This is a genomic window from Flavobacterium reichenbachii (genome assembly GCF_002217435.1).
GTDB lineage: Bacteria > Bacteroidota > Bacteroidia > Flavobacteriales > Flavobacteriaceae > Flavobacterium > Flavobacterium reichenbachii.
This window is the reverse complement of sequence record NZ_MUHF01000003.1, coordinates 32,874-47,348: the sequence shown is the minus strand read 5'-3', so window position 1 is coordinate 47,348 and position 14,475 is coordinate 32,874. Positions and strand designations below refer to the sequence as shown.

Genomic DNA, 14,475 nt, shown 5'->3' with positions numbered 1-14,475 from the left:
TTAAAATTAAAAACTACAATTAAACTGCAAAGTATAATTACGCTGCGGTGCAAGTGTATTATAATTATTGTTTGACAAATACTGAGGATCAATACCCAAATCATTCTTAACCCATAATAGTCCTAAATTTCTAGCCGCAAAATTGAAACTCAATGACTTTATAAAAGTCTTTTGTAAATATTGTGAAGGAACATCATAACCTAGAGAAATTTGCTGTAATCGAATATTATCTGCCGGCAGTACATTAATATCTGCATTTTGGTAGCGATTTAAACTGTTGTAACTAATGTTGGCTAAACCAGGAACATTTGTAAATGCTTCGTCTCCTGCTTGTCTCCAACGATCTGCAACAAGTTCATCTTTTGCTACAGCACTATATTGTACTCCTGAATACGATGGGTAATTTTGTAATACTGTATTTCTAAATACATGCCCTGCAAAGTAGGTAATCTGAACACCCATTCTGAAATTCTTATACGAGAAATCATTCATGAATCCACCAAAATAAGGCGCAACAGTAGTTCCCATTTTTTTCAAATCGTCTTTGTCAATTGTTGCAATTCCTTGAGATGCATTGATAATTGTACCATCTTTTTTATAAATGGTAGATTGTCCTGTTGCATCCAGACCTGCCCAATTGTAAGCGTAAATTGTTGTTAAAGCTGTACCAACTATTGGTGATGATCCAAAATATTGGTTTGTAGCGGTTGCTTTAAAACGAGAATCGGTTACTTCATTTGTATTGTACGCAAAAGTAAAACTGCTGTTCCATTTAAAACCTGAGTTTATAATTGTTCCAGAAAGATTAAGATCGATACCATGCCCTTCTAGAGTTGCTGTATTATAGTTCAAATAACTCCAGCCGTATGTTGGGTTGTATGGTAAATTGGTTAAAATATCTTTTGATTTTTTATAGTACAAATCGGCACTTCCGCGCAGACGGTTATTAAAAATAGCATAATCTAAACCAAAATTCAGCGTTGCTGTTGTTTCCCATTTAATGCCTGGGTTTTCCGGTAACGAAATAGAAGCTGTTGGCAATTGTGTATTAAAGTCTACAGATCCAACCGAAATTACAGCACTTTGGCTTCCAAAACCACCTCCAGGTGCACTTCCTGATTTACCATAAGTTACTCTTGCAGATAAATTGTCTAACCAGCTTACCTGTTTTAAGAAAAACTCTTTGCTGATATCCCACTTCCCTCCTACAGACCAAAGTGGCAATGCTCTGTTTTTTCTCGAAGCACCTAGCAAATTATAATCATCAAAACGTACACTTCCAGATACGTGATATTTGTTCATAAAATCATAAGATCCTAATCCGTAATACGATAAATAACGGTCTCTGTATTTACTGATGCTGTTGTCTGCCGTTCCAATATAAGTCTGCCATCCATAAATGGTCGTATAATACGTTGTTGGATTTACAGATTGTCCTGAGTTTGTATCGGTATTATACCCATAAAATCTTTGGCTTGAACTTTCTCTTCTTTCTTCTCTAATTTCTGAACCGGCTAAAAAGTGCAGGCTGTTATTTTCATTAAAATTCTTATTGATATTCATCTGCATACGCATGCTCTGCGATTCATTAGAAGCGTTTGCATTATACAAATAAGATCCTACCGGCACACCATAAACCAATTTTCCTGCAGTATTTACAGAAGTTGCTTCGTTAATATAAATTCTTGAAAAATAACTATCTGCTTCACTCAACGATCTGGTTTTGTTGCCAATAGAAGTATACATTCCAGAGGCTTCAAAATTTAACCAGTTTGTAACAGTCGCAGTTAAACTTGCATTTAAACGTATATTGGCCCCTTTTGTAATTACATTAGAATAATTCAATTCGTCTAAATAATTGTAGCTGAAAGGCAGATATCCTTTGGCTTCAAATCCTTTGGCTACTTCTGGTCTAAAAAGAATATAGCGGTCAATACCATTTCCGTTTTCATCCGCAATCATATCATAAGGACGCAGCGCAGAATTTGAGACATTTGATAAAGCTTCATTGGCAACCATATTGGTTTGAAAACTTGAAGAAACGTAATTGATCCCTGTATTTAATTTTAAAAAACTTTTAAGTTGAAAAGTGTTGTTTAAAGTAATATTATACGATTGAGCTTCGTTGCTTCTCATTGCCGCTTCGTCTTTATTATAACCTAAAGACAAGTAATAGGTACTTTTGTCAGTTCCTCCGGTTACAGATAAATCATATTGTCTGGTGGCCGAATTTCTCAATAAATATTTATTGATCTGACCCAGATTATCATTTTGAGCCAATTGATTTAACAATTGATCTCTTTCTGCTATAGAAATAGTACCTCTTTTTTGTTGAAACATGATTTCCTGAGCAGCACTCGGATTTTTTGCCTGCCAGTTGCTAATGTCGTCTGCTACAAATCCGCCTGCAACTAAATCTTTTTCGTAATCAATATATTGAGCCGTATTCATTACACGCAGTTTTCCTAAATCCATTTTTTCACCAATTGTAGTGGTAGTGCTGAAATTAATGGTAGGCTCTGCTTTTTTTCCTTTTTTAGTCACAACTACAATTACGCCATTGGCAGCACGAGAGCCCCAGATAGAAGCTGCAGCAGCATCTTTTAAAACCGTAATACTTTCTACATCATCAGGATTAAGGTAACTTAAAATAGAAGCTCCCGGAACTCCTCTTTGGCTGAAACTAAAATCGTTTATTGGCTGTGGAAAACCGTCAATTACAACAAGCGGTGATGTTGCTCCATAACTATTAGTTCCTCTAACCGTTATAGTTCCTGTTCTCGGATCAACACTTACACCTGCCATTTTTCCTTCTAATCTTGATGCAACATCAACAGTTGGAACTTGTGCCAATTCTTTGGCTCCAATAACTTCAAAAGATCCAGTTACTCTTTCTTTTGGAATATCTGTATAACCGTTTGAAGCAACAACCTCAACACCAGTCAATTCTAATACATCTTGAGATAAAATTACTTTTATGAATTTTTGGTTATTTACCGCAATGGTTTTTGATTTATATCCTAAATAGTCAAAACGCAAAGAATCTGAAGCAATAACTCTTATTCTGAAATCCCCTTTTTCGCGGGTGATATCCCAATTGCCTTTATTACTTACTATAATTACATTTACTCCCACCAGCGGATTCCCGCTTTTGTCGGTAACGATACCTGTAATATCGTATGGATCCTGTTGTATTTTTTTGGCTTTTTTAATGACAATCTGCTTGTCTATAATACTGTAAGACAATCCAGTATTGGCTAATGCAGTGTTTAAAATCTGTTCTACAGTCCCGTATTGATTTACGTTTATTTTTTTTGTAGACGACATTAAATCATCATTGTAAAAAAATACATAATCACTTTTTTGCTGAATCGTATTAAAAAGCGTTTGCAGTGAGGCTCCCTGAACTTTTACAGAGATTTCATTTTGCGCTTTTGCGGTATTGGCGTAGATACTGGTTAGACCTAAGTACAGAACTAAAATGAATACTCTCATAAATAAAATAAAAGTAAGGTTGATGATTTTTTTAGGCAATAGAAAGCCTATATCATGATTTTTATTCATAATTTTGTTTTAGTTATTTCAATAATTGCATCTGCAATTAAAAATTTTACATAGCCAAAAGATGTTCGAGCATCTTTTGGTTTTTTTTTGGTTGGTTATAGTTATATTATTCTATTTTTTCTCTTATATCATAGGCATTTCCTGATTTCTAGTTATTTGTATTTAGTTAATAGTAATTTCTCTGGTTTCGGTATCATAAACAAAATCAAGACCTGTAGTAGCTTCTAGTGTTTTTACCACTTTATCCAGATCATCATTAAGTTTAAAAGCCCCAGAATAGGTTTCTTGCTGGCTGACTTGTTTATTTATTAAAAATTTGACATTATAGTAACGAGTCAATTTGTCTAAAACCAAAGGCAGTTTTTCTTTAGAAAATTCGTAATATCCTTTTCTCCAAGAAAATAAAGGTTCAACATTCTGAACAGTGGTCTCGATATTCTGCTTTTTTTTATCTAAAGCTGCTATCATTCCGGGTTTAAGAATGGTTTGAATTGTATCGCTGCTAAAAAGTCCTTTTTTAGCGTATGCCACCTGAACTTTTCCGCGCAATAATGCTGTCGAAACTTTCGCATCTGCTGCGTAACAGCTTACATTAAATAATGTTCCCAAAACACGCACACTGTAATTATTTGCAGCGCGTACAAAAAATGGTTTTGCAGCATTATGAGCAACATCAAAAATTCCTTCTCCTTCTAAAAATACTTCTCTGTGTGCAGTGTTAAAAGCAGTTGGATAAATTAATTTTGATCCTGAATTCAGCCAAACCAAAGTACCGTCTGCCAAGCTAAGATGCGCTCTTTTTCCGTAAGGAACCAAAACGGTATTGTACTGTGTTTCCTTACTGTTTTTTTGATTAATCTGCTTATTGTTGACCTGAATTCGATTTCCTGATGCATCATAAGCAATCGTGGTGCTGTCGCCAATAGTAACGGCTTCCTGATTGGACAGTACCAATTTAACCTGATCACTTTTTTCAAAAGAACCATCTTTTTCAGTACTTATCGCAAATTGCTCAATCGAACTAACCGTAACAAACTGCGGTTCTTGTTTAAAACTAATTACAAGTCCTAAGAAAATGCAAAACACAGCAGCAGCACTCCACGAAAGTACACGAAGTCTTTTTCTTCGCACACGCTGTTTTTCGAATGCAATACTTTCTGCGATTCTAGCTTTTAAATCCGCTTTATTGTTTTTTGATAAAATTTTGAAATTTGGGTACAAAATGTTTTTATTTAGATTCTATATCTCTATAAGAATCAAAAGGTCAAAACATAGACAAAAAAAATAATGTTTTTTTAAAGTTTTTTTAAAGTTTGCCTCGAAGTTCTCTTAATGATCTATAAATCAAAGTTCTACAGGATTCTAAACTAATTTCTAAAGTAGAAGAAATTTCCTCATAAGACAAATCTTCGCTAAAACGAAGATGAAGTGCATAACGCTGTTTTTTGGTCAGAGATGATAACGCAAAAGCTAAACCAGCATTTCTGGTAAAGGCAGTTTCGCTGATGATAAGATCGTCTTCTGCAGATTCTGTTTTATAATTGCCTTCTGCCAAAATATCCAGAGAAACTATTTTGGTCTGAGATTTCAGCTTTTTAAAAATATTATTTTGGAGTGATTTAAAAAGATAGGATTTAACCACCACGTCTAACGAAATGGTATTGCGGTAACGATGAAGATCGACAAAAATATCGTGTATGGCATCCTGCACTAAAGCGTCATCATTAGTGTATTGCATTCCAAACGTAAAAAGCATATCTATATACCGATCATAGAGTTTATGATAAGCCAGAACATCTCCTTCTTTTATTTGACTCCATAAATCAATATCTCTGTTCTCATCTTTCATTAAAGATTTCCGGCTTTTAAGAGTTGTTTTCAGTACAAAACTAAATAATTTCTAAAATTATTAATTGAATTTTCATTCTTATTTCAAATACTTTGATAAATTCTTAAAAAACGAAAAAGAAGTCTTGTTAATTTATTGATTCCATACTCTCAACTTATAATTAATATTTAGAAATTAATGCATTTATAGATTCTAAGCTGCGTATAGGAAACTATACCGAAGCAGCAGCAGGAATAGTTTATCATTGATTTCTTTTTTTGCTTAAAACTAAAAAAACCTTCAAAGCCATTAAGGTTTGAAGGTTTTTAATTTAAAATATTAGTTATTTAAATAGAAGGAAAAACACTTGTTTTAGCAATTTTGTCTGATGAAAATTCAACCGAAAGTCCTTCGCCGTAACTTTCCTGAAAATATTCTAACCGAATTGGCACTAATCCTTTTTTTAAGGTTATTTCAGATTTTTTCTCATCAAAACCGTGTAATCCATCATTATCAATTAGCAATTGGTCGTTTATGTAAAATTTACTTCCGTCATCAGAAGCTATATAAAAAGTATATTTTCCATCTGCAGGAATATTTATAAAACCATTATATACCAAACCGTAATTATTGGCGTCATGATTAATTTTGTTCAGATCAAAATCTGGAGCATATCCTTTTTCTACTGGAGAAAGTTTACTGAAATCGGGCATTTTCTTCCACGTTCCTTTGTACAAACTATAATTTAAACCTGTTTTTTTATTATAAAATATTTTCGAAATAACAGAGCTGCAAGAGCCGTCGCCTTCAGGACATGCGATAGCGTTTACGCGTGCAGGAACCGAAACTTCAAATGCTTTTGTGTAAAGCTGTGAATTACGTGTTGGAACAGAACCGTCTGTTGTATAATATATTTTATCGGTGTCTTTTTGAATGAACTCAACCTTTGCTTTTGCATCAGATTCCAACACACTTTCATTGGTTTTAAATTCAGGTCTTTCGGCAATTTTACCGTAGATTTTAAGCAATTCATAATACGGTTTGTATGCTTTATTTGTTATGCTGCTAGATTGAATGGTCAAAAGCGCATTGTTCCAACGGTCAGCAAATCCATCAATTTCTTTTTTAACATCTGTAATATTATATTCCAGATTCTGGCCGAATTGAGAAAGTGACATGATTTCGAAAGGACTGTATAATCCATCATTCCAACTGTTTAACAGTCGAAATGTTTCGAAATTTTTCATGTATTTAATCTGTCCTTTTTTACCCGAAAGAAGCTGTTGATCGTAATCCGGGAATTGCACCTCAACCGAAACTTTTGTATTGGTTGGAGATTCTGGCAAATAAACGCGTGTTTCAAAATCGTTTCCAGAATAAGACCAGCTTCCAGCCTTAGCTTCTGCACTATAAGGAATATTTTGTCCGTTAACCGATACTGCTGCCGGAGGAAATGAGCACGGAAAACGAAGTTCATAACCTCTGGAAGTGAGCATTCCCGGAAATGATCCTTCTGCTGCTCCTATTACAATATTCATCTTATTCCCTTTTTGCTCTGAAGTTACCGGCGTGTAAGTAAAGGCATTTTTCTTAAAATTGTTGTTATTGCCTTCATCTTCATACAGTTTCAATGTTCCTTTTTTGCCGGGATAAAAAGCAAGAATTAACGGATTTAAAGGTTTTTCATCTGTTCTTTCTACTTTTGGCTGCATCGGAATAATGGCGCCTTCTTTTACAAAAACCGGAATATCTCCTAATGTAAAAGGCATCGTAATTTTTTTACCGCCTTTTATGATACTTCCTGTACTGCATTCGAACCATTTACCTTCAGGAAGCCAGGTTTGGTGAGATAAAAATACATTTCCTTTTTCGATTGGTTTTGTAATGGGATTCACGATCATGTCACGACCAAACATATATTGGTTGGGTATAGCATAAGCGTTTTCCTCTTTTGGATAATCGTAATACATGGGGTGAACGGTAGAAACTCCCGTTTCATACGTATTGCGCGCTTCGTTATATAAATAAGGAACTAAAGAATATCGGGTAAGATAAGCTTCTCTCATAATAAGAAAGTTATCAAGCGGATAAGCCCAAATACGTCTTTCGTGCTGTGGCGCAGCGGTAGCGTGCGTTCTGAATATTGGACTAAAAACACCCCACTGAATCCATCTTGTGTACAATTCGGCAGTACCTGCATCACCTTGATGTCCGCCAATATCATGACTCCAATAACCGAATCCTACATTGGCTGCAGTAGCGGTAAAATAAGGCTGATAATTTAAGGATTCCCAAGATACGTGTGTATCGCCCGAAAATCCGATTTGATATCTGTGATTTCCGAGTCCGCCCCAGCGGTGAAAGATAAGCGGACGCACTTTGTTTTGGCGCTCCATGTCGCTGTAATGAACATAATTTAAGTAGATCGTTGGATTAACGCCGGGAATATTGGTACTTCCCCATTGCTGCCAGTCGAGCCACCAAAAATCGACACCTGCTTTTTCTATCGGATGCAATACCAGATTCATATAATTGGTTGCAAATTTTTTATCGGTAATATCAAAAGGTACATATTTTTTTGAAGCCGGATCAATTCCCATTGCGTTTGCCATTTCAGGATACACTTCTTCAAAAGGCTGTATTCCAGAAGCGGGATGCAAATTTAGACACGTTTTAAGGTGTTGTTCATTCGTCCATTGTAAAAACTTTTCCGGAGAAGGAAATAAATTTTTATTCCATGTAAAGCCTGTCCAGCCTGCATCTTCTCCAGCCTGATCTCTTTGTCTTTGTCCGTTTTTGAAAAATTCAGGCAGTGATTTTACGTGCCAGTCCATATCGATTACAAATACATCTAGAGGAACATCGTGCATTTTGAATTCGCCAACAAGATCACGAAATTCAGTATCAGAATATTCTCTGTATCGCGACCACCAGGCACCAAAAGCAAATCTTGGAGGCATGGCTATTTTACCGGCAATATCTGTATAATCTTTTAGCGCCGTTTTATAATCCGAATCATAAGCAAAAAGATATAAATCCTGAGGTTTATCTCCCGGACGTGCCATCACCCAAGGCCACTCTGAATTGTCAAAAAGCGGACGCTCGCTGTCGTCTATTAAATACCATCCATCGCGGGAAATTATACCTTTTTCCAATTCTTTTGCAGGACCGTCAACACCGTCAAGAGTACGGGTTGTTCCCAATAGATTTTTAGTATTAGCTAACCCGGGTTTCCAGGAAACTGGTTTGCCGTTTACAATAAAATCTACACTTAGATTTTTGTCATTAAAATTACCAGAATCTGTTTTATATTTAAGTTTTACTACATCTGTTGTAATTTGCAATTCCCCTTTAGTCTCTTTTTTAGTAAACGACGGCACCGGAAGGTTTCGATTTACAAAGGTGAGCGAAGCATTGTTTGTAAACTTACCATCTGAACTCCATTCCATACGAATTACGCGCGGCGAAAGCACGGTAAATCTGGCATTTCCTGACACTACAACTGCCTTTGGGTTTGCTTCAGGTTTGTATTCCTGAGCAGTTAAAGCTGCCGAAGCCAGACAAAAAATTGCAACTAAAAGTTTTTTTGTTTTCATATTCTCTTTAAAATTAATCTAAAAATAAATACTTCAAATCATTTCATCAAAATCATGAATTTTATATCATTTTAATTATTCTATTTGAAGTATATATTCTTTATTTATGTTTATTTTTTAATAAATCGTTTCGTGATTTTCATTCCGTCTTTCTCAAAAACAGTAAAATAAATTCCTGTCGCCAAACTTGAAACGTCAATACTATTTGCTTTTACGATTTGGTTTAAAACCAAGCTTCCTGTTTCAGAAAAAACACTGACTTGAATACCTGTCATTTCAGAAGTAAAGTAAAGGGTGTTTTTTACCGGATTTGGATATATATTTAAAGCTGTTTCGTTTTCGTTTTTTAATGAAGGTTTAGAAAATTTGGCTGTTGCTAAATTTGTTGTGGGTTTTACTAAATCGAGTTTCCAGCGTTGTGCATCATTGCCATTATCGGTCCACTGGTGTACATTTGTTCCGGGCTCGGCAAGGTTATTTACTACATCCAGACATAAATTAGTGTTTTTGTGAGTCAGTTTAAAATAGCCGTCAGGCATCAGTTCTATTTTCCAACGCTGTGCATCGGTACCCAAATCATTCCACTGCTGTACATTGGCTCCAGCCTGACTGCTGTTGTTATCAACATCCAGACATTGATTGGTTCCTCTGTGGGTTAATTTATAAAAACCATCGGATTCTTTTGTAATAATCCAGCGCTGTGCATCGGTTTCATTACTGGTATATTGCTGTACATTGGCACCTTGCTGTGTACTTCCTCCGCTCACATCAAGACTTTGACTAGTTCCTTTATGAATCAGCCGATATACTCCTCCGGAAACAATTGGAACTTCTATAAGATCCAGTTTCCATCGCTGTGCATCTGTGCCTAAATCTGCCCATTGCTGAACATTGGCACCGGACTGACTGCTGTTATTGTCAACATCCAGACATTGAGTAGTTCCTTTATGTGTGAGTTTTGCATAACCGTCTGACATTATTTCGATTTTCCAGCGCTGCGCATCGTTCCCGCTGTCTGCCGATTGCTGGACATTAGCTCCCTGTAAACTGCTGTTTTGAAAAACATCCAGACATTGATTTGTTCCTTTGTGGGTTAGTTTATAAAAACCATCTGCTTCGAGCGTTACAACCCAGCGCTGTGCATCACTGCCGTTGTCTGTACTTTGCTGCACATTGGTTCCCGACTGGCTTCCGTTGTTAAAAACATCCAAACATTGGTTCGTTCCTTTGTGGGTTAATTTATAAATCCCTCCCGACACAACACTTTGCGTAGGACAAGATTGATCTGGGATTCTGGGTGCAACACCATAATTGGTCATATTAATCGGTTCAATTAAATCTGCGGCATTGAAATACATTCTGTCAATTGCAACTTTTCTGTCTCCTGAGGTACCATTTTCGTAACGATGGTAAATGATGTAATATTCATCGCAGTTACCCATTTTTAATACGCCATGATGTCCCGGACCTTTATCTTCTACATTCGAACTCAATATTTTTCCTCTGTAAGTCCAGGGTCCCATGGGTGAATTGGAAGTTGAATACTGCACATTATAGGTATCATTAAACCAAGATCCATTAGAATACATCATATAATAAATTCCTTTGCGTTTTACCATATAAGGCGCTTCGGTATAATTTTGCGGTGTTATATCTGTTGGTCCTGTGGCCAAAGAAATCATATTGGCGTTTAATTTACGCACTACCATTCTGCTTTTTCCTGATCCTCCGTAATAAATATAGGCTTGTCCGTCATCATCAATAAAAACATTGGCATCGATAATATCATCGGTATAAGGATCTGTTCCGATAAGGGGCGCACCTATATCTGTAAAAGGACCAATTGGCGTATTGCCAACTGCAACACCTATTTTGGTTTCGGCAGTATAATAGAAATAGTATTTGTTGTTGCGAAAAACAACTGCGGGAGCCCAGCCGTTATATTGTGACCAGGGACTGTCTGGAAAAAGATCGAAAATAAGACCTTCGTCGTACCAATTGGTCAGATCATTTGAGGAATACGCATGAAACTGTGTGCCGTAAATAGCGGTAGTATAAATGTAATATTTATTGTTAAAGTAATGAATCTCGGGATCTGCGCCTGTAAACAGAGGATTACCGCTGAGCTGTGCCTGAGCAGTAAAACTTATAAACATTAAAAACACTACAAAACGCAATCTCAATTTATCAATCAGATTATAACTATGTATTTTTACTCGTATCATAATTTCTGTTTTTTGATCTTATTTTTTAATAAATCGTTTGGTGATTTTGCTCCATGCTTTTCAAAAAACTATAAAAAAGTTTTTGAAAAAAGAATCCAAAACTCTTCAGTCTTTGCGGACTGAAAAGCTTTGTCTTCTTTTATTTAGCTGGCAATTTAATTACCTCGAAAAAAATCAATTATGGTATTATTAAAGCTTTTTCAACACAATAGTCATTTTCGCCGGATTGACTGTAAGTTCATATTGTCCAGTGGTTTCTATAACCCATTTATTATCCGGCGATCCGTTTGGCATTAATTGTACTGTCGTGTTGTCGTTTGCATTTCCTTTTATTACGGTTCCATTTACAGCAGGCATTAAAAATCTGCCTCCCCAGTTCCCCAGATCTAAGGCAAGTTTAAATTCGCCAGCATCAAATTGTCCGGCAAAAATGAATACTTCAGGATTTTTAGGATCCCATGTCATTGGCTTCGCTTTTCCAATATCCCATCCAATGCCGGTTATTGCGTTTCCTACCATATAGACATTTTCGTAAGGCACATATCCAAAAGCATAGATTTCTTTATCAATATCCAAATAGAAGGAATGACGGCCGGCTTCGGCTACTTTAAAAACATTATCGGCTGTTCTTGGACTGGTTTCGTTATAAACGATTTTATTTCCAGCAATAGGATCGTAAGACGGTAATTCGCTGCTTGGTTTTTCGATAACTTTGAATGAACCAATTGTAAAATCTCCAATGAAATTGTAGATTGTTCTTTCTGTTTTTTCAGGCAGAATTTTACCTGTACTATAATCCCAGCTGCCGCTTATTGCATCTCCAACCATAAAAAGCGGTAATGGTCCCGGACTAAAACTTGTTACAGCAAAACCAGAGGTAGATACTTCTGGTTTTTGATACTGCACACCATTATTAACTCTTGCTATTATTTGTACTTCCAGATTGGTGACAACACCTCCCGGACGTTTAAAATTTTTCAGCAGCAGAGAATTTAACTCTTTTACAGTGTAAGATTTTGTAAAAACACCCGCCGGAATTTCTTCTGTAATTGCAGTAGTTTCATCTGGCGTAAGACCTTCGCTAAAATTTTTTCCTTGAATATCCATACGGAAAAAGTAGGTCAGACTTGTTCCTGCTCCTCTGTCATTTCCTTTTGTCCAGGTAAAAGTTATGGCATTTGCGTTCTCATTATCTTTTGCTAATACAACTTCTTTTTTTGAAAGATCTATAGTTAACGGATTCGGAAAATTAGGATCCTGAAGCCAGCCATCGTTCTCAAGTCCTTTGTCTTCACAAGAGACAAGAATCAAACTCATTATTATAAATGAGATAATATTTTTTATATTTTTCATTTTTTTTCTGATTTAATTATTTGTCCCAGAAAGGTGCCTGGATTAAATTGCGATTCTTTTCGATCTCTGCCAGGTAAATAGGAAACCAGTAAAAGGATTTTCTATATACTCTGGTTTGATACGCTGTTCTTTTATAGAATTCGGATGCGTCTTTACCATTAAAATTCATTCCGTAAACAGGACCATTCAGAACGGTTTCTGCTAGTTTCCATCTTCTTAAATCATCATAACGAATTCCTTCGGTACAAAGCTCGACTCTTCGTTCCATTCTGATTATTTTTCTCAAACTTGCCTGATCATTGTCTACATGTATATTTTGAGCATCTGTCGTACCTGTTGTATAGGGTCTCACACCTGCTCTTTCTCTAATTTTATTAATATAAATTAGCACCTCAGCATTTCCTGGATCTGATTCGTTAAGTGCTTCTGCATAATTTAGATATGCTTCTCCTAATCTGTATAAAATTCCGTGACGGGGTGCAAAATAATCATTAATCGGATTTCGTGTCGGATCTGTTCTTTTTCTTGCTAAATATCCATTTTGCGGTGCATCATGAGTACCGTTATTATCTTTTTTACCATTAAAAAACTCCAATTTTCTTCCTTTATCTTTTCCGGCATTGTCACCATCTGTATACCATGCTCCATCAAAATTTACTGCCAGATAAAATCTTGGCTCACGATTACAGTACATGTTGTAGGTTCCTGCAAGAGTTACAAGTCCAGGGCTTTTTACTTCATTAAATTTTGTTATTCCGTTGGGCCAGTATCCGTCCTGAGTAGAGAAACCTGTTTCTACATATCCGGAATTAGAATCTGTTATTGGCAGACCATTTGCTGTAAAAAAAGCATCTACCAAAGACTGCGTTACTCCATATCCGCCAGCTCCTCCGGCTCCGGTAGGCGCTGTATGTCTGTCATATTCTTTAGACTCAACAGCTACACGGGCAAAAAGTACTTCTCCATTTCCTTTACTTGCTTCTATAAGATGCAGATTTTGACACGATAAAAAAGGATCAATTTTTCCTGCAGCATTCATTTCTGTATACAATCTATGACCTGCTGCTTCTGCATTTAGAATTAAATCCTTACTTGCATCTGCAGCAATTTTCCATTTGTTAGCATCGTATGTACTGTTAAATAATACTTTCCCATCTTTTGTAATATGACCTGCATATTCTGAGTTTCCATTAACAAGCGGACTTGCTGCAAAAAGAAGCATTCTGGCTCTGACAGCTTTACACATAATAGAGGTTGCTCTGCCAAATTTTCTTCCGTCTGAATAAGATGCTGGTAAAATCTGTTCTACTTCTCTCAATTCTTTATCGATCCATTTTACGATTTCGTCGTATGGGGTCTGACCAACCTGCAAGTCCGGAAGGTTATAGTCTACAGGTGTAATTTCGTCAGGGTTAAAAGGAACCGGGCCGTATGTATTTATTAGTAAGGAGTAATAATAGGCTTTTAAAAAACGACATTCTGCAATCATTAACCTAACTTCATTTTCTGTTAAATTTTGTGCAGGTATTGGCTTAATATTTTTTATAAGAATGTTGCATTCTCTCACTCTTTGCGGTAAACCATTCCAATAACTTGGACTCCATGGTGAACCCACTGACCAGTCGCCCAGAGCAAATGGTATTACCTGCCAGTCGTACTGACGCCATCTCTCTGACGGAGACATATCGTCGGCTAAAATTTCCTGTCCTATACTACGGGTATATCCCCAGGTCGGATCAGGAATTCTCGAATAACAGGCTGCCAGCCAATTCTCGGTTTTCGTTTTACTCTCAAAAACACCATCCAAAGTAAGTTCGGTATCGCTTTCTTTGTCTAAATAATCAGAACAGGATGATGATAGTAATAATCCTAAAAAAAGGAATATCGATCTAATATATATATTTTTCAT

The 14,475-nt window shown here is 36.2% G+C and carries 7 protein-coding genes; all 7 read right to left on the bottom strand.

Annotation, left to right across the window (positions count from 1 at the left end; translation table 11 throughout):
* Window positions 1–6 precede the first annotated feature (6 nt).
* The 7 genes from B0A68_RS03665 to B0A68_RS03635 all read right to left on the bottom strand — a co-directional run bounded on the left by B0A68_RS03665 (window position 7) and on the right by B0A68_RS03635 (window position 14,475).
* Window positions 7–3,564 (bottom strand): SusC/RagA family TonB-linked outer membrane protein, encoded by a 3,558-nt coding sequence (locus tag B0A68_RS03665; protein WP_051892606.1) that lies wholly within the window; start codon window positions 3,562–3,564, stop codon window positions 7–9.
* Window positions 3,565–3,726: 162 nt separating this feature from the next.
* Complete coding sequence (locus B0A68_RS03660) at window positions 3,727–4,785, bottom strand: FecR family protein (RefSeq protein ID WP_035684645.1); 1,059 nt, start codon at window positions 4,783–4,785, stop codon at window positions 3,727–3,729.
* Between the two features lie 85 nt (window positions 4,786–4,870).
* Entirely contained in the window at window positions 4,871–5,413 is a 543-nt protein-coding gene (locus B0A68_RS03655) for an RNA polymerase sigma factor (RefSeq protein ID WP_051892608.1), read from the bottom strand.
* Window positions 5,414–5,739: 326 nt separating this feature from the next.
* Window positions 5,740–8,988: a TIM-barrel domain-containing protein gene (locus B0A68_RS03650; protein ID WP_051892610.1), complete on the bottom strand. Its 3,249-nt coding sequence runs from the start codon at window positions 8,986–8,988 to the stop codon at window positions 5,740–5,742.
* A gap of 110 nt (window positions 8,989–9,098) precedes the next feature.
* Window positions 9,099–11,213, bottom strand: a complete 2,115-nt coding sequence (locus B0A68_RS03645; RefSeq protein ID WP_084679059.1) for an RICIN domain-containing protein — start codon at window positions 11,211–11,213, stop codon at window positions 9,099–9,101.
* Between the two features lie 189 nt (window positions 11,214–11,402).
* The gene (locus B0A68_RS03640) at window positions 11,403–12,566 is read right to left on the bottom strand and encodes a SusF/SusE family outer membrane protein (protein ID WP_084679061.1); all 1,164 of its coding nucleotides are present in this window, start codon (window positions 12,564–12,566) and stop codon (window positions 11,403–11,405) included.
* Window positions 12,567–12,582: 16 nt separating this feature from the next.
* Window positions 12,583–14,475 (bottom strand): RagB/SusD family nutrient uptake outer membrane protein, encoded by a 1,893-nt coding sequence (locus B0A68_RS03635; protein WP_035684647.1) that lies wholly within the window; start codon window positions 14,473–14,475, stop codon window positions 12,583–12,585.

Bases quoted from the DNA above. Each gene is read 5' to 3' on its own strand.
- B0A68_RS03650 (WP_051892610.1), bottom strand. From the start codon at position 8,988: ATGAAAACAAAAAAACTTTTAGTTGCAATTTTTTGTCTGGCTTCGGCA.
- B0A68_RS03665 (WP_051892606.1), bottom strand. From the start codon at position 3,564: ATGAATAAAAATCATGATATAGGCTTTCTATTGCCTAAAAAAATCATC.
- B0A68_RS03635 (WP_035684647.1), bottom strand. From the start codon at position 14,475: ATGAAAAATATATATATTAGATCGATATTCCTTTTTTTAGGATTATTA.
- B0A68_RS03640 (WP_084679061.1), bottom strand. From the start codon at position 12,566: ATGAAAAATATAAAAAATATTATCTCATTTATAATAATGAGTTTGATT.
- B0A68_RS03645 (WP_084679059.1), bottom strand. From the start codon at position 11,213: ATGATACGAGTAAAAATACATAGTTATAATCTGATTGATAAATTGAGA.
- B0A68_RS03655 (WP_051892608.1), bottom strand. From the start codon at position 5,413: ATGAAAGATGAGAACAGAGATATTGATTTATGGAGTCAAATAAAAGAA.